17 protein-coding genes are annotated in these 14876 nt (G+C 63.3%); 7 read left to right on the forward strand and 10 right to left on the reverse strand.

Going from position 1 to position 14876, the window contains the following annotated elements:
• A partial coding sequence (locus tag OQE62_RS04540) for a metallophosphoesterase (RefSeq protein WP_265720811.1) occupies positions 1-1933 on the forward strand: 1933 nt, incomplete at its 5' end.
• A 43-nt stretch (positions 1934-1976) separates the two neighbouring features.
• Here OQE62_RS04540 and OQE62_RS04545 read toward each other — a convergent pair.
• The 3 genes from OQE62_RS04545 to OQE62_RS04555 form a co-directional block, all read right to left on the reverse strand.
• Positions 1977-3248, reverse strand: a complete 1272-nt coding sequence (locus OQE62_RS04545) for an SGNH/GDSL hydrolase family protein (protein WP_265720812.1) — start codon at positions 3246-3248, stop codon at positions 1977-1979.
• A gap of 162 nt (positions 3249-3410) precedes the next feature.
• Complete coding sequence (locus OQE62_RS04550) at positions 3411-4205, reverse strand: SDR family NAD(P)-dependent oxidoreductase (protein WP_265720813.1); 795 nt, start codon at positions 4203-4205, stop codon at positions 3411-3413.
• Between the two features lie 20 nt (positions 4206-4225).
• Positions 4226-5449, reverse strand: a complete 1224-nt coding sequence (locus OQE62_RS04555; protein ID WP_265720814.1) for an MFS transporter — start codon at positions 5447-5449, stop codon at positions 4226-4228.
• A gap of 100 nt (positions 5450-5549) precedes the next feature.
• Between OQE62_RS04555 and OQE62_RS04560 the strand changes: the two genes are divergently transcribed.
• Together OQE62_RS04560 and OQE62_RS04565 are read left to right on the forward strand one after the other, a co-directional pair.
• Positions 5550-6461: a LysR family transcriptional regulator gene (locus OQE62_RS04560; protein ID WP_265720815.1), complete on the forward strand. Its 912-nt coding sequence runs from the start codon at positions 5550-5552 to the stop codon at positions 6459-6461.
• The gene (locus OQE62_RS04565; protein WP_265720816.1) at positions 6458-6799 is read left to right on the forward strand and encodes a 2OG-Fe(II) oxygenase family protein; all 342 of its coding nucleotides are present in this window, start codon (positions 6458-6460) and stop codon (positions 6797-6799) included. The genes OQE62_RS04560 and OQE62_RS04565 overlap by 4 nt, the downstream gene beginning before the upstream one ends.
• On the opposite strand, the gene OQE62_RS04570 is transcribed toward OQE62_RS04565, so the two are convergent.
• Entirely contained in the window at positions 6771-7361 is a 591-nt protein-coding gene (locus OQE62_RS04570) for a dihydrofolate reductase family protein (protein ID WP_265720817.1), read from the reverse strand. The two genes, OQE62_RS04565 and OQE62_RS04570, sit on opposite strands and share 29 nt — an antisense overlap.
• A gap of 76 nt (positions 7362-7437) precedes the next feature.
• Positions 7438-8334: a LysR family transcriptional regulator gene (locus tag OQE62_RS04575; RefSeq protein ID WP_265720818.1), complete on the reverse strand. Its 897-nt coding sequence runs from the start codon at positions 8332-8334 to the stop codon at positions 7438-7440.
• A gap of 125 nt (positions 8335-8459) precedes the next feature.
• Here OQE62_RS04575 and OQE62_RS04580 point away from each other — a divergent pair, with 125 nt between their 5' ends.
• A complete protein-coding gene (locus OQE62_RS04580) occupies positions 8460-9242 on the forward strand; it encodes an SDR family NAD(P)-dependent oxidoreductase (RefSeq protein WP_265720819.1) in 783 nt (260 codons plus the stop codon).
• A gap of 12 nt (positions 9243-9254) precedes the next feature.
• Positions 9255-9563, forward strand: coding sequence for a putative quinol monooxygenase (locus OQE62_RS04585; RefSeq protein ID WP_265720820.1), 309 nt, complete (start codon positions 9255-9257; stop codon positions 9561-9563).
• A gap of 48 nt (positions 9564-9611) precedes the next feature.
• Here the strand turns inward: OQE62_RS04585 and OQE62_RS04590 are convergent, their stop codons facing one another.
• The gene (locus OQE62_RS04590; RefSeq protein ID WP_265720821.1) at positions 9612-10064 is read right to left on the reverse strand and encodes a GNAT family N-acetyltransferase; all 453 of its coding nucleotides are present in this window, start codon (positions 10062-10064) and stop codon (positions 9612-9614) included.
• A 5-nt stretch (positions 10065-10069) separates the two neighbouring features.
• Positions 10070-10504, reverse strand: coding sequence for a rhodanese-like domain-containing protein (locus OQE62_RS04595; protein ID WP_265720822.1), 435 nt, complete (start codon positions 10502-10504; stop codon positions 10070-10072).
• A 119-nt stretch (positions 10505-10623) separates the two neighbouring features.
• Here OQE62_RS04595 and ftrA point away from each other — a divergent pair, with 119 nt between their 5' ends.
• Positions 10624-11577: a transcriptional regulator FtrA gene (gene ftrA / locus OQE62_RS04600; protein WP_265720823.1), complete on the forward strand. Its 954-nt coding sequence runs from the start codon at positions 10624-10626 to the stop codon at positions 11575-11577.
• Here ftrA and OQE62_RS04605 read toward each other — a convergent pair.
• Positions 11574-12416 (reverse strand): N-acyl homoserine lactonase family protein, encoded by an 843-nt coding sequence (locus tag OQE62_RS04605; protein ID WP_265720824.1) that lies wholly within the window; start codon positions 12414-12416, stop codon positions 11574-11576. The genes ftrA and OQE62_RS04605 overlap by 4 nt on opposite strands.
• Positions 12417-12535: 119 nt before the next feature.
• Between OQE62_RS04605 and OQE62_RS04610 the strand changes: the two genes are divergently transcribed.
• Entirely contained in the window at positions 12536-13441 is a 906-nt protein-coding gene (locus OQE62_RS04610) for a LysR family transcriptional regulator (protein ID WP_265720825.1), read from the forward strand.
• A gap of 236 nt (positions 13442-13677) precedes the next feature.
• Here OQE62_RS04610 and OQE62_RS04615 read toward each other — a convergent pair whose 3' ends face one another.
• Positions 13678-14088 carry a VOC family protein gene (locus OQE62_RS04615; protein WP_265720826.1) on the reverse strand — a complete coding sequence of 137 codons (411 nt, stop codon included), beginning with the start codon at positions 14086-14088 and terminating at the stop codon, positions 13678-13680.
• A gap of 89 nt (positions 14089-14177) precedes the next feature.
• The gene (locus tag OQE62_RS04620) at positions 14178-14750 is read right to left on the reverse strand and encodes a GNAT family N-acetyltransferase (protein WP_265720827.1); all 573 of its coding nucleotides are present in this window, start codon (positions 14748-14750) and stop codon (positions 14178-14180) included.
• Between the last annotated feature and the right edge of the window lie 126 nt (positions 14751-14876).

A 14876-nucleotide genomic window follows, 5' to 3' on the forward strand; every position in this document is an offset into this window, starting at 1 on the left:
AATAGCCTTTATGCCGGACATCCACTTTCACGATGTATACGCGGAGTTCGAGGATGGTTCCTTTACCGGCATCGAGAACAGCATCTCAAAAAAAAGCGCCACCATCCGCACCATGGAGGCACAGCTCAACTCCACCCGACTGTTCAACGAAAACTATTTCGCCCTGCTGGCAGCCCTGGACGATGCGGCCTCGAAGGGGATCCGACTGGTGGCGCTACCGGGCGACTTCAGTGACGACGGCCAGCCAATACACCTGCGCGGCCTGCAAAAAATACTGAACCACTACAGCGACCGGTACGGTATGGAATTTTTCGCCGCGCCGGGCAACCACGACCCGGTCCGGCCCTTCCCGGTGCCCGGTGGAAAATCCGATTTCCTCGGTGAGGGCGGCCACAACCAGCGTATTTTCAGCAGGGGCGCCCGGGAGTGTAAGGGCTACGAAGGTCGCTGGACCAGAGTGGATACCGGCCGCGCCCTGCCCACCATCTGCACCGGGGAAATCAGGCACCTGGGCTACAGGGGTGTCATGGAGACGATGGCCGATTTCGGCTTTGCCCCACAGCCCGAATACCTCTACTGGGAGACGCCCTACTCCAGCTCCGAAAACCTCACTCCGGGAAACTACGACTTCGAGCGCGCACAGGCAGAGGCCGGCTACCGGAAGCGGCAATATGAAATCTGCCGCCGGGGCAGCGGCGGAGAATGGAAAAAACCGGATTACCGCAACTGCCACCGCGTCCCGGATGCCAGCTATCTGGTGGAACCGGTACCGGGGCTGTGGCTACTCTCGATCGATGCCAATGTGTATGTGCCGGATGAAACGGAGATCGGCTTCCGGGGCTCCGGCAATGCCGGTTACAACAGGCTCCTCACCCACAAACGCCACCTGCTGGACTGGATACGGGATCTGGTGCGGAGAGCGGAAAGGGCGGACAAGCGGTTGATCGCCTTCAGCCATTTCCCCATGACCGGATTCTACGACGGTCAGTCGGACGCCATTGCGTCTCTGTTTGGCGACAATACCTTTCAGCTTAAAAGGCGGCCGCGGGAGCACGTCAGCCGGGTACTGGCGGAAACCGGCATACAGGTGCATGTGGGCGGCCACATGCATATCAACGATACCGGCATAGCCCGAGGCCGCAATGGTGGGACACTGTTCAATATCCAAGCCCCGTCCCTGGCCGCCTACCTGCCGGCCTACAAGATCCTCACACTGCACAACCGCAAGCGGGTGGAAGTGGAGACGGTAACCCTGGACCGGGTACCGAGATTCGACGAACTCTTCGAGCACTACCGGCAGGAGTACGACACCCGGGCGCGCGCCGGGGAAGAGCCGCCCTGGAACCGGGAGATTCTGGAATCGGCGGACTACCGGACCTTTACCCGCTGGCATATCCGCGAGCTGAGTCGCCAGCGCTTCCTGCCCGGGGAGTGGCCGCAGGATCTCAAGGAGCTGCTGCTGGGGTTCAACGGCAAAGACCTGCTGCTGCTCACCCGGCTGCCGGAAGACACCTTTCCGTCGAGCCGTGTGGATATGCAAAAACTGAAAAAGTCCCGCCAATGGGCAGAGACGGAAAAACGCGTCGAACGACAGCTAAGCCGGAACGGAAAAATCTCCCTACGGGATTTAGGCGACTGGACCGGTTTCGATCTCGCCGTGGACTTCTACCGCCTGCGCAACGGCGGCGCACTGGCCCGACGCGATATCGGCGACCGGCGACTGGCCCAGTACCACCTGCTGGCCGAGTCCGCACGGCACCGGGCGACCGACTCTCCCTCTTCGTCGGACAGCCCGCTGGCCGCCCTGTCCGGCGGCCGCTTCGCGGAACTGCTGGGCATACTGGAGGCATTCCGGAAAAGCGAACCCGACGATCACTTTATGCTGGAACTGGCGAAGGGCAAAATTCGCCGGCTCGATGCACCGGGGGAATAGCGGTTCCCAGCTTTCCCCTACCGATTGGGCCGCGCGCCACCGTTTACAGCAGTTCCGGGTCCACCGCCTCCGCCATGGCGCGGTAACCTGCGTCGCCCGGATGCAGGTGATCGCCGGAATCGTATTCGGCGCGGATATGGCGGGGGTTGTCCGGATCGCGCAGCGCGCGGTCAAAATCGATCACGGCATCAAACTCGCCGCTTTCGCGTATCCATCGGTTGATCTCCTGCCGCAGCGCCTCCTTCTCCTCGGTGTAATAATTCTGCACCGGCGCGCCATCCAGCGCATTCTCGAAAGGTGTCAGCGTGGCACCCAGTATCCGCACATCGTGCAGGTGGGCCCGGGCGATCAACTGGCGGTAAATGCCGATCATCTGGCCGACTTCCGGCAGCGACTTTTTCGGCGCCAGGTCGGAGCCGGGCCAGCCGATATCGTTGATCCCCATCAATACGACGGCCGTGCTCACGCCGGGCTGGCCCAGCACATCCCGCTGGAAGCGCGCCAGGGCATTCTCCCCCATGAAACTGTCCAGCAGGCGCGCACCGGATATCCCCGCATTGACGACGGCGATATTCCGCCCCGCCAGGCGCTCGGCGAGAAAATCCGGCCAGCGGTGATTGGCGTCGGGCGTGGAGGCGTTGCCGTCGGTAATGGAATCGCCGAAAGCGACCACCGCACGCGTTTTCTTTTCAGCATCCACCAGGATACCGCTGAGAAATACGCGCGTATTGGTTGTGGAGGCGATTTCCATCTCACCGCTATCCACCTGGTTGCCATCGCCGATATAGGCGGTTTGCAATCCGTCCCAATGGAAGGTTTGCGGCGGCGTCGGTTGCGGCAGGTAGAGACTCACTGCCAACTGCTGCAGCGGCTTTACGGACAGCGCCACCGGGTCGCTCACCATGCTCGCGCCGGGTGGAATCACCGCTGCCTTTTCCCCGGAAAAGGTCAGCGCGCGCCCCGAGTCGGCGACAATTTCCGCTTCCCCGCCCGACAGGGCCAGGTGGGCGGCGCCGATCCGGAGCGGTTTGGAGCCGTAGCGGTTGGACAACACCACCCGCACCCGTTCACCGCCAGCACTGACCCGCGCCACTTGGCGCAGCGTCCGGTCTTCCAGGTTGCCGGGCGCATTGGTGGGCAGGGCGAAATCCCCCTCCCACAGCGGCTGCGGACTGGCACTCCAGGTGGCGACCCAGTTGTTATCCGACTCGGTGTTTGCGGCCGATGCGACCGAGAAGGCGCACAGGAAAATCAGCAAAGAGATGCCAGCGGCGCGAAACCTGTTTTCGCCCGCTACTGTAAAATTGAACTTCATGGCAACTGCCCCCTCAGATCAAGAGATAATATTTCAGCAACTATTGAGAATTTTTCGCTGTCTTCCAAGGCATCTGGCGATGCAGGAGCCTGCTTACACGCGTATCCCTCCGGGCCCCGATCTTTTCGCCTGCAAGCAGGCCCCTACAAAAGTGCCATACCTTTAAGCGATGCTGTCCACCACACCGCCGTCCACCCGCAGCGCGGCGCCGGTGGTGGCCGAGGCCTGCGGGGAAGCGGTGTAGATCACCATATTGGCTACCTCTTCCACAGTTGCCGGGCGCTGGATGATGGAACTGGGGCGATTCTCTTTTACGAAAGCCACGCCGGTCTCCTCCATCGAACGCCCGGATTCTTCCGCGTCCTCGCGCAGCATTTCTTCCACACCTTCGGACATTGTGGGCCCGGGCAATACCGAATTCACGGTCACGCCTGTACCGGTCACGCGCTTGGCCAGGCCGCGGGCGATGGAAAGATTGGCGGTCTTGGTAAAGCCGTAGTGGATCATGTCTGCGGGAATATTCAGCGCCGACTCCGACGACAGGAAAATCACCCGGCCCCAGTTTTCCTCCAGCATGCCGGGCAGATAGGCGCGGGACAGGCGCACGCCAGAGAGCACGTTGATCTCGTAGAAGCGCGTCCACTCTTCATCCGGTATCTCGAAAAAGTCCTGCGGGCCGTAGATGCCCAGGTTGTTCACCAGGATATCCGCCACAGGCTCCGCTTCGACCATTTCCGCACAGCCTTCCGCAGTACCCAGGTCCGCAGCGACGCCGCGCACCTCTGCCTCCGGAAATGCGTTTTTCAATGCGGCAACGGCCTCATCCACGGACGCCTGTTTGCGTCCATTGACCACGACCGCGGCGCCGCTCTCGGCCAATCCCCCGGCAATCGCGAAGCCAATACCCATGGTCGAACCGGACACCACGGCGGTTTTTCCGGACAGATCAATTTTCATAACCAACTCCTTTTCAATCGTCACCCGCAGGGGCGGGTGGCCTGGATTTGCAATTCGGATTTGTGTGCGGCCTTTTCAAGCCGACGGCTCCACAGTGCCGTGGCGACTGCAGCCAGTGGCACCAGCGCCGCCACCCAGGGCAGCGCTGCCAGTCCGGCACCGCTGTCGATCACTGCGCCGCCCAGCCAGGCGCCGATGGCGTTGCCCAGGTTGAAGGCGGCAATGTTGAAGCTCGATGCCAGGCTCTGGCCGGCGCCCTCCACCTTGGAAAGCACCCACATCTGAAGTGGCGGCACTGTGGCAAAAGCGGCAGCGCCGAGCAGGCCGACGAAAACCACCGCGAGAAACCGACTGTGCATCGCGAAGGTCATCAGCCCCAACACTGCCGCCAGCAACAGCAGGCTGCCGAGCACGGCAGGCACCAGCCAGCGGTCCGCAAAGCGTCCGCCGAGCAGGTTGCCGGCTATCAGGCCGGCGCCGAACACCAACAGGATCGGCGACACCGCCGACTCGGCAAAGCCGCTGACCTCAGTGAGGATAGGTGCAATATAGGTGAACACCGCGAACATGCCGCCAAAACCCAGCACCGTGGTCAGCAGGCCGAGCAGTACCGGTGCGCGCGTCAGCGCGCGCAGGTCGGCACGCCAGTCGGGCGGTGCCGGTGCGGCCCCGTCCCGCGGCACAAACAGCGCGATCACCGCCAGCGCCACCACGCCGATAAGCGCCACGGCCCAGAAGGTGGTGCGCCAGCCGTGGGCCTGGCCCAACCAGGTACCGAAGGGAACTCCGAGAATATTGGCCACCGTGAGGCCGGTGAACATGATCGCGATGGCCGATGCGCGCCGGTCCGGCGCCACCAGGCCGGTGGCGACAACGGACCCCACACCGAAGAAGGTGCCGTGGGCAAAGGCCGTCACCACCCGCGCCAGCATCAGGGTCGCGTAATTGGGGGCCAGGGCGCAGATGACATTGCCGGCAATAAAAATGCCCATCAGCACCAACAGTGTGCGCTTGCGCGGCCAACTGGCAGTCAGTGCGGTCATTGCCGGTGCGCCCACCACAACGCCCAGGGCATAACCGGAAATCAACATGCCTGCCGCCGACACAGACACCGACAGGTCAGTACTCACCTGCAGCAGCAGCCCCATGATTACAAACTCGGTCACGCCGATACCGAAGGCGCCGGCGGCCAGGGCCAGCAGTGCCGGGGACAGGCGTTTGCCGACAGCTTCACTGCGATCCATAGCGGTCTCTCCTCTCGTTGAACCGGCAGCTATTGTGGTGGCCGGCGCAGACGCTGATAATTGGACCTACCGATAAAAGACTTTCAAAAACTGTTTGAAAATGCCCAATCTCAGCGATCTGCAGCTTTTCCTGGAGGCGGCCCGCCTGGGCTCCCTGAGCGCCGCCGCACGGCAGCTCGAGCGCACCCCGGCGACAGCCAGTGCCAGCCTGAAACGGCTGGAGGAGGAACTGAATGTGCGCCTGGTGGAACGCAACACGCGCAGCCTGCGGCTGACACCCGAGGGCCTGTTGTTCCGCGAGCGGGTAGCCCCGGCCCTAGCCCTCCTGGAGGACGCCCGGCACTCGGTGCACTTCGACTGTGCCGATATCGGCGGCGAGATACGCCTGACCGCACCGGTGGATTTCGCCCGCCAGTGGCTGCGGCCGCTGATGGACGAGTTCCAGCGACAGCACCCGCAGGTACGCTTTTCCCTACTGGCCGGCGACACGGTGCGCGACCTGGTCTCCGAGCCCCTGGACCTGGCGCTGCGCTATGGCGAGCTACCGGACTCCGCCCTGGTGGCGCGGCGGCTGCTGGACAACCGCCGCCTGGTGGTGGGCACCCCGGAATATTTCGCAAAGCACGGGCGCCCCGGGCACCCGCACGACCTACTGGCGCACAACTGCGTGATCTATATGAGCCGCGGCCGCGCCTTTCGCCGCTGGTCTTTCCAGCGCGGCCGCGAAACCCTGGTGGTGGAGGTGAACGGCGACCGCCTCTGCAACGACGGCGCCCTGGTGCGGGACTGGGTGCTCGACGGCGCTGGCCTGGCCTACAAGAGCGAGCTGGACGTACGCAAGGATATCCGGACCGGCCGGCTGGAACCGGCCTTCAGGGGCTGGGCGGGCAGCCCGGCACCACTGAACGCCGTCTATCCAGGCGGCGGACCCAGGCCGGTGCGGGTGCGGCGGTTTGTGGAGTTCCTGCGCGAGCGGTTGGATAGGGTGCAGGCTGGAGGAAAAACAGGATGAAGCTCTGGCGCTGGGACAGAGGCCGGCAGAATTCCGGCTACGAGAAAATGCTGCTCCTGGGCGCGAAATGGCCCATTCCGTTCGACCTCTACCTGTTGCGCTTCGGCGAGGGCAGCAGTATTCCACCGCACACCGACCGGGTTGAATCGGGCAGGCACCACCGCCTGAATATCGTACTCCGGCAAGCGCGAGCCGGCGGCGACTTCCTGTGCGACCAACCGATCTACGAGAGCTCGCGGATAAAATATTTCCGCCCGGATAGGGCGGAGCATTCCGTCAGCAAAGTGAAATCGGGCACGAGATATGTTCTCAGCCTGGGTTGGGTGCGTCGCAGTTGATGCGACCGGAAACCCGATAATCCATTCGAACAACTCCGCTGGCAAAATTGTTGGCCCGCAACATTTCCAGCGAACCCGGCGCGGAATCCGCTGTTAGCAATGGCTTGCCCGCACCGAGAAAAGTGGGGAATACAAAGAAGCGGAACTCGTCAATCAGGCGCTCCCGGGCGAGCGCTTGCACAACACTCGCGCTGCCGATCACCATCAGGTCTCCGCCGGCACCGCGCTTGATCTCCCGCAGCCCCGATATCGGATCCGCCCCCAACAGTCGGGAATTATTCCACCGCGGCTTATCCGGGGATCGGGAGACAAGCAGCTTCTGTATACGGTTCATCACCGGCTGCAGCGGCTCGTCCGCGGCCGCCGGCGTGGGCCAGTAGCCGGAAAGTTCGCGAAAGGTGGTGCCCCCCATCACCAACGCATCCAGTTCCGCATACTGGGCGGCGAGATCCCGCTCCATATCCTCTCCGAAAGCGGACACCACAAAATCCATCTCGCGCCCCGGCGGGCCCGCCATAAAGCCGTCGATAGACAGAAATTCAAAGGCAATCAGTTTCCCCATTCGATCCTCCACAACAATTGAGTGATATCAACCAGTCGAACCGAGAGACGCCTTTTCTACAGTTCCCGGCACCTTCTTACCGCAGTTTTCTTTCCCGCTGCCGCAGGAAATCGATAAATACCCGCAGTTTGGCCGGCAAATGCCGGCGCGACGGATAGTACAGATAGAAGCCCGGCGACGGCGGGCACCAACACTCCAGCAGCGATTGCAGGCGGCCGCTCTCCAGGTGCTCACACACCGTCTGCTCCAGCAGCAGGCCGATCCCCAGGCCGTCGAGCACTGCCCGCAGCATCAGGTCGTTGTCGTTGGTGGTTACCGGACCGTCCACGGCTATGTCGAAACGGTGCCCGCGCCGCTCGAACTCCCAGCGCTCCACAACACCGCTGCCGGTGTAGCGGTAGCGCACGCAGTCGTGCTGCAGCAGCTCCCGCGGGTGCCCCGGCGCGCCGCGGCGGGCCAGGTATTTGGGGTTCGCCACCAGCAGCCAGCGCAGCGGCCCGCTCACCGGTACCGCCACCATATCCTGCTCCAGCGCCTCGCCCAGGCGGATGCCGGCGTCGAAGCCGCGGGACACCAGGTCGGTCAGGGTGTCCTCCACCAGCAGCTCCAGATTTATCCGCGGATGGGCGCGGGCAAAGTCCCCCAGCAGCGGTTCCAGCAACTGCGGACCGGCGATGCGGGGCAGGGTCAGCCGCAGCGTGCCCGACGGGCTGCCGCCGTGCCGGTGCAGCTGTTCCACCGCCTCGTCGATCTCCGCCAACGCCGGCGCAATGCGCTGTAGGAATTCCCGCCCGGCCTCGGTCAGCCCCACCCGGCGGGTGGTGCGGTGCAACAGGCGCGTTTCCAGCCGCGCCTCCAGCTGGCTGATCGACTGGCTGAGCGCCGAGGGGGAAACCTCCAGCTCCGCCGCTGCGCGGGTAAAGCTGGTGTGGCGGGCGATACAGGCGAAGGCTTTCAGGGTGTCGTTCAGCATGGCCAGACTATTAAGCAGCTCTTAATAACGAATAAAGATAATTGCTGTTTTTCCGCCCAATCACAATCCCTAACCTTTGACTGCACCGGCGCCCGGGCGCGCCAAATCAAAGCAAGGAGCAGTCAATGAACAACACAACACCCACTTCCCACAGCACCCTGCAGGGCCGCGTGGCCATAGTCACCGGCGCCAGTTCCGGTATCGGCCGCGCCAGCGCACTGGAGCTGGCCGCGCGCGGCGCCCGGGTGGTGGCGGCCGCGCGCCGCGAGCAGGAGCTGGAACAGCTGGTGGCCGAAATCCGCAACGGCGGCGGCGAGGCGCTGGCGGTGCGCACCGATATCACCCGCGAGAGCGATATCGAACAGCTGGTGGCGACAACGCTGGCCGAATACGGCGCCCTCGATATCCTGTTCAACAACGCCGGCACCGAAGGCACCTTCGCCCCGCTACTGGAGCAGACCGCGGAGACCTACGACCAGGTGTTCGAACCCAATGTGCGTGGCGCCTTCCTGGCGATGAAGCACGCGGGGAAAGTGATGCAGGAACGGGGCAGCGGCTCGATTATCAACAACGCCTCCATGGGCGGCGTGATCGGCTTCGAGAACGGCGCCCTCTATATCGCCAGCAAGCACGCGGTGCTGGGCATGACCAAGACCGCGTCCATCGAGTGGTTCCGGCGCGGCGTGCGCGTCAATGCCCTCTGCCCCGGCGTGATCGACACGGCCATGACCACCGACCGCATCTGGCCCTCGGCGGAAGCCATGCGGGAATTCGCCCGCGACAGCATCGCCGGTCGCGCCGGCAGTCCCGGGGAGATGGCTAATATAGTCGCCTTCCTCGCCTCCGACGACGCCTCGTTTATTTCCGGCCACGGCCTGCTGGCCGACGGCGGCTACAGTATTGCCTGAAGGAGAAAAAATATGGAAAAAACACTGACTCTGGTGGCCTTTATCCGCGCCAAGCAAGGGCTGGAGGATGAACTCGGCCGGCGGCTGCAGGCGCTGATAGCACCGACCCGACAGGAGGCCGGCTGTATCAATTACGACCTGCACCGTTCGAACGACGATCCGGCACTGTGGATGCTGCACGAGAACTGGCGCTCGCAGCGCGACCTGGATCAACACTTCGAGACGCCCTATCTGAAGGATTTCCTCGACCGGGCGGGGGAGCTGCTGGCGGAGGAGATGGATCTGCGTTTTTTCTCACCGGTGTCCGCACCGGCCTTGTGATCAACCTTGTGCGGAACCGGCGGCGGACACGGAATGTCCGTCGCCCGATCAAACCGGCAGATAGAAACGCTGTTTTTCCAGCGCCTTTGCCCCGAGGCGCCGGTAAAATTCAATGGCGCGACTGTTCCACGCGGGCGTCTGCCACTGCATTTCCGCCAGGCCCATCTGCCGCACGCGCTCGATGACCGCACTAATCAACTGGCCCCCGACTCCCCCACCGCGCCGGGCCTCGCGCACATAGAGGCAATCCAGGTGCAGATACTCCGAAGCGCTCCAGGTGCTGAATTCGCGGTAGGCCGCGGCATAGCCAAATAAGTCTTCCGATGTCACCGCCAACCACAGCAACAGCCGCGGCTGCGCACCGAAGGCGGCGGCAGCCAGCCGCTCTTGGAACTGCGCGTCGGCGCAGAAAGACGCCGCCTCGAAGGCGGCGTGTTCGGCGAACAGCGGAATCAATGGAGGAATATCGGCCGGCGTCGCCGGCCTGATGGTCAAATCCATAGTTCCTATCCGCGCGCCAGGCCGAAGCCCTCGTCGATCCAGCCGGTAACCCCGCCGATCATCTCCTTCACCGGACGCCCCAGCTGAGCCAGCTTCAGCGCCGCCTTGGTGGAGCCATTGCAGTGGGGTCCCGCGCAGTAAACAACAAACAGCGCGTCGTCGGGAAATTCCGCCAGGCGCGCCGGGGTGAGCTTACGCGTGGGGATATTGATGGCGCCCGGCAGGTGGCCGGCTGCAAACAGAGTCTGCATGCGCACATCCACCAGCACGAAGTCCTGCTGCTGGTGATTCATCGCACACCAGACATCGGCGCAGTCGGTTTCAAAGGACAACCTGGCCGCGAAGTGAGCCGCGGCCTCGGCGGCATTTGCGGCTGGGGTCTTGCTGACGGTGGTATTGGGTGAGGTGGTGCTGGGTGATTTGGCGGCGAGATCGGTCACGGTTGGATTCCCCTATCGATTACTGTGCGCACATTGTCGGCATTCGACCCGCCACCGATAACTGGCAACTTTGCCAAGGTTCGTATATTTTCTGCCAAACTGCTTTTGGAGCCCTGCCCATGCCCGGCAATCACTCTGTCGCCCTGCTGGCCTACGACGGCCTGTGCACCTTCGAATTCGGCCTGGCGGTGGAGGTGTTCGGCCTGCCGCGCCCGGAGATGCCCCAGTGGTACGAATTCCGCGTCTGCGCCGTGGAGCCGGGCCCCCTCAGGGCCACCGGTGGTATTCATGTGCTGGCCGATGGTGGCCTGGAGGATCTGAGGCACGCCGGCACAATCGTGGTGCCCGGCTGGAAGGGGGCCGATGTGCCGGTGCCGGGGGAACTGGGGCAGGCACTGCGCGACGCACACGCGGCCGGTGCGCGGCTGGTCTCCATCTGCTCGGGCGTGTTTGTACTGGCGGCAACCGGTCTCCTGTCCGGGCGCCGCGCCATTACCCACTGGCGCTACGCGCAGAAACTGGCCGCGGCCTATCCGGATATCCACGTGCAAGCCGACGTGCTCTATGTGGACGAAGGGGATCTGCTCACCTCCGCCGGCAGCGCCGCCGGCCTGGACCTGTGCCTGCATATAGTGCGCAGGGATTTCGGCGCGCGTATCGCCAACCGGGTGGCACGGCGGCTGGTGATACCTCCCCACCGGGACGGCGGCCAGGCGCAGTTTGTGGAGGCGCCGCTACCGGAGAAACGCGCAGAGATATCCGCGCTCTTCGACTGGGTGCGCCACAACCTGCACCGGGAACTGAGTATCGATACTCTCGCGGAGCGCGCGAATATGAGCCAGCGCACCCTGATCCGCCGCTTCCACGAAACCGTCGGCTGCGCACCCAAGCAGTGGATTCTGTGCGAGCGCATCAACCGGGCGCGCAATCTGCTGGAGGCCGGCAGCCAGTCCATTGAGCAGATAGCGGCAGAGTCCGGCTTCGGCTCCGCAGAGAACCTGCGCCACCATTTTCGCCAGCAGTTGCACACCTCGCCCGCGGCCTACCGGCGCCGCTTCGCCGACCCCTGTTAATCCAGATAGGCGGGGAACTCCGGCAGCGCGGCGAAATCGTCCGGCGCATGCTGGATCACGAACCTGGCGCTGTGCTTTTCGATCAGCTTACTGATCCGCTCGAAAGAGGCGAGCGTCTCCGCACGACTGGTGTTGATCGCGGGGATGCGCGCGTGGCGAAAGTTCTCGCGGGTGTGGTAGAGATCCCCGGAAAGGATCACTGTATCGGCGGCGGGCAACTGCAACATCAACACCCGGTGCCCGGGGGTATGACCGGGCGCGCGGAGTATGCGCACACTGCCGTCGCCGAATACATCGAAATCCAGGTCGAGTTGTCGTAGCGCCGCCCCTTCCGGCACATCCAGCGCCGATGGATCGACGCCGAACGGCGTCGGCTCCCCCAGCGCCCAGTCCCTCCCCGCGCGGCTGAACAGGAAAGTTGAATCCGTAAACAGCGGAGCGTTGCCGGTGTGATCCACATGCAAATGGGAAAAGGACACAAACTCGATATCCGCCGGCGCCAGCTCCAGCCGCTGCAACTGGTCGCGCAGGGTCACCGGCACCCGCCCGGTTATTCCCGGGGCCATTGCCACTGCGCCCTGCCCGGCCAGCCGGTCCCCGAGGCCGGTATCCCAGATCAGGTCTCCCTGCGGGTGGCGCACCAGAAAACAGGGCACCGCCATTTTCCCCGGCACACCGGCGTAGGCATCGGTGTCCTCGAACAGCGCCATGTCCTCCAGTTCGAGCGTGCCGCAATCCAGCGCGTAGAGCCGCAACCCCGCCTCGACCGCCGAAACCCACGGGGCGGTAAACGGGAAAAAGAGAGCGAAAAACCACGCGGCGAAAGTTGTCCTGGACATCGGATCCTCCTGTTTCAGTCCTTCAATCAATCTGCGACCCGAGGATACCGTTGATCACATGGCGACAGTTGCGATAAGTTTTCCCACTACTGTTTCATTTTCTTCTACAAGGATGCGGCATGGCGGACCCGTTGACTGGCGTTACCGTTTTTGTCGAAGCGGCTGAGGCCGGCGGTTTCTCCGCCGCGGCGGAGCGCTTGCACCTGTCCCGCTCCGCAGTGGGCAAGACCATTGCGCGGCTGGAGGAACGGCTGCGCACCCGCCTGTTTCACCGCACCACACGCAGCCAGTCCCTGACAACCGAGGGGCAGCTCTACTACGAGCACTGCAAGCGGGCGCTGGAACAGTTGCGCGCCGGTCGCGCCCTGCTGGAATCCGGACGAAAAACCCTGAGCGGGCGCCTGCGCGTGAGCGTGCCGGTGATTTTCGGGCGCCACTGCGTGGCTCCGCTGCTCACCGGACTGGCAGAGCGACATCCGGAACTGGAACTGGAGCTGTCCTTCAGCGACCGCAATGTGGAACTGATTGAAGGCGGGTTCGATCTCGCGGTGCGCAGCGGACGCCTGGAGGGGGAAGGCCTGGTGTGCCGCCAGATTGCCGGACACCGCATGTGCCTCTGCGCAGCGCCGGCTTATCTGCAGCGAAACGGTGCCCCCGGGACACCCGCGGAGATAACGGCGCACGACGCCATTGTCTACACCAATGCCGGACGCCAGCGCAGCTGGCTGTTTCCGCGGGAAAATGGCAGGAACGAGGAGATCACCCCGGCCGCGCGGCTGCGCTTCGACGACCTGGAAGCCATTGCCGACGCCGCCTGTGCGGGTATGGGGCTGGCGTGGCTGCCCTACTGGCTGGTACGCGAACGCCTGCGCAGCGGGGCCTTGCAACAACTGCTCGCGGACGGCCCCGACTTTTCCTTCCCCATACACGCCATCTGGCCGCAGACACCGCAGTTGCCCTACCGTATCCGGGCGGCGATAGACACGTTGGTGGAATCCCTGCCCTCCCTGACACAGCCGGGCTAGTGGTCCATGCGGTAAATTCTGTAACACTATCTCTTCGCCACAGGCCCCAGTGCTGCGTTGAAAAAGCTTGAATTAGCGCTGCTAGTCCTGCGCTTTTTCGCCTTGCCCTGGAACCCGTGGCTGTGAGCTAGAGTCACCGAATTTACCGCATGAACCACTAGCGGTTCCTGTGGCGAACTCTCTCATCCATAGTCCGGCCACAGTCCCCAGTGACCCAGTCGACAGGGCCACCGCGTTTATTCCGACTGCGACAGCGCGGCCTGATCCATCCACACGATCTCCCAGATATGCCCGTCCGGGTCCTGGAAGGAGCGACCGTACATGAAACCGTGATCCTCTGGCTCCCGGAAACCGGTGCCCCCGACGTCCAGGGCCTTATCCACAAGCCGGTCGACTTCCTCTTTACTATCGGCGGACAGGCAGACCAACACTTCGGTGCTGCTTTTGGCGTCGCTGATGGAGCCGGGGATAAAACCCTTGAACTTCTCACGGGTCAGCAACATCACAAAGATATCGTCGCTGACGACCATGCAGGTGGCGGTCTCGTCCGTAAATTGAGGATTGAAGCTGAACCCCAGTTGGGAAAAGAATTCGATGGACTTTCCGAGGTCGGCGACCGGGAGATTGACAAATATTTTCTTCGACATAGCGGTTCCTAAAGGGAAGAGGTTGATGATTCACACCAACTGGTCGACGGGCAGGCCGCCATATCGACAGCCAGTCCCATATTCTTTACCTACGTCGACCTGATGCCAGGATCCGTGGCATGGCGCTTCTGCCACTGCTCCCGGCCAATCTGCCATTCCACCTGTTGCCAGCCTTTGGCCGCCATCCACTCCGGCGCCGGTCGCACCACGGCTCTGGCACCGAACGATTCTGCCAGGCGGGCAATTCGCGCATTGGTACTGACGGTTCCACCATAGATTTCCCGCAACCCCAGCCCGGCAAAGCCAAATTCCGCCAACGCCACCATCACTTCAATGGCATAGCGGTAACGCCCCCAGTAATCCGGCGCCAGCTCGATACCCAATTCTGCCCTCGGCGAGGTCGTACTTTCCCGGCGCAGGCCACAACAACCAACCAGTGCCTGATCCGCGTCGCGCCGCACGACGGCCAGCTGGTAATTGCACCTCGGCACCTCGCCGGTCCAGAGGGAAAACAACTCGAAAAGCTCCCTCGCATGGTCTGGGTGCGACTGCACCTCACCGTAAAATTCCGCCGAGCGCGGATCCGCGTGGTAGGCCTCGAACGCGGGCCAGTCCCGCGCATCGAAGTCGCGCAACAGGAACCTCCGGGTTGTGATTTCCACACTGCCTCCTTATATCCGATCAGCCCGAGTCAGGCGCCGGCGACCAGCAGGTTGGCGTCGCGCGCCAGCAGCCACTTGCCGGACTCCCTTCTGAAAACGGTCAAAGTATGCCCGCTTTCCTGGTTT

The sequence above is a fragment of the Microbulbifer halophilus genome, assembly GCF_026183675.1.
In the GTDB taxonomy this organism is placed as follows: Bacteria; Pseudomonadota; Gammaproteobacteria; order Pseudomonadales; family Cellvibrionaceae; genus Microbulbifer; species Microbulbifer halophilus.

What these genes read in the sequence shown, in the direction of transcription:
- OQE62_RS04550 (WP_265720813.1), bottom strand. Translation starts at nt 4,205, where the DNA reads ATGAAAATTGATCTGTCCGGAAAAACCGCCGTGGTGTCCGGTTCGACC.
- OQE62_RS04575 (WP_265720818.1), bottom strand. Translation starts at nt 8,334, where the DNA reads ATGCTGAACGACACCCTGAAAGCCTTCGCCTGTATCGCCCGCCACACC.
- OQE62_RS04570 (WP_265720817.1), bottom strand. Translation starts at nt 7,361, where the DNA reads ATGGGGAAACTGATTGCCTTTGAATTTCTGTCTATCGACGGCTTTATG.
- OQE62_RS04565 (WP_265720816.1), top strand. Translation starts at nt 6,458, where the DNA reads ATGAAGCTCTGGCGCTGGGACAGAGGCCGGCAGAATTCCGGCTACGAG.
- OQE62_RS04590 (WP_265720821.1), bottom strand. Translation starts at nt 10,064, where the DNA reads ATGGATTTGACCATCAGGCCGGCGACGCCGGCCGATATTCCTCCATTG.
- OQE62_RS04545 (WP_265720812.1), bottom strand. Translation starts at nt 3,248, where the DNA reads ATGAAGTTCAATTTTACAGTAGCGGGCGAAAACAGGTTTCGCGCCGCT.
- OQE62_RS04555 (WP_265720814.1), bottom strand. Translation starts at nt 5,449, where the DNA reads ATGGATCGCAGTGAAGCTGTCGGCAAACGCCTGTCCCCGGCACTGCTG.
- OQE62_RS04560 (WP_265720815.1), top strand. Translation starts at nt 5,550, where the DNA reads ATGCCCAATCTCAGCGATCTGCAGCTTTTCCTGGAGGCGGCCCGCCTG.
- OQE62_RS04585 (WP_265720820.1), top strand. Translation starts at nt 9,255, where the DNA reads ATGGAAAAAACACTGACTCTGGTGGCCTTTATCCGCGCCAAGCAAGGG.
- OQE62_RS04610 (WP_265720825.1), top strand. Translation starts at nt 12,536, where the DNA reads ATGGCGGACCCGTTGACTGGCGTTACCGTTTTTGTCGAAGCGGCTGAG.
- ftrA (WP_265720823.1), top strand. Translation starts at nt 10,624, where the DNA reads ATGCCCGGCAATCACTCTGTCGCCCTGCTGGCCTACGACGGCCTGTGC.
- OQE62_RS04580 (WP_265720819.1), top strand. Translation starts at nt 8,460, where the DNA reads ATGAACAACACAACACCCACTTCCCACAGCACCCTGCAGGGCCGCGTG.
- OQE62_RS04605 (WP_265720824.1), bottom strand. Translation starts at nt 12,416, where the DNA reads ATGTCCAGGACAACTTTCGCCGCGTGGTTTTTCGCTCTCTTTTTCCCG.
- OQE62_RS04615 (WP_265720826.1), bottom strand. Translation starts at nt 14,088, where the DNA reads ATGTCGAAGAAAATATTTGTCAATCTCCCGGTCGCCGACCTCGGAAAG.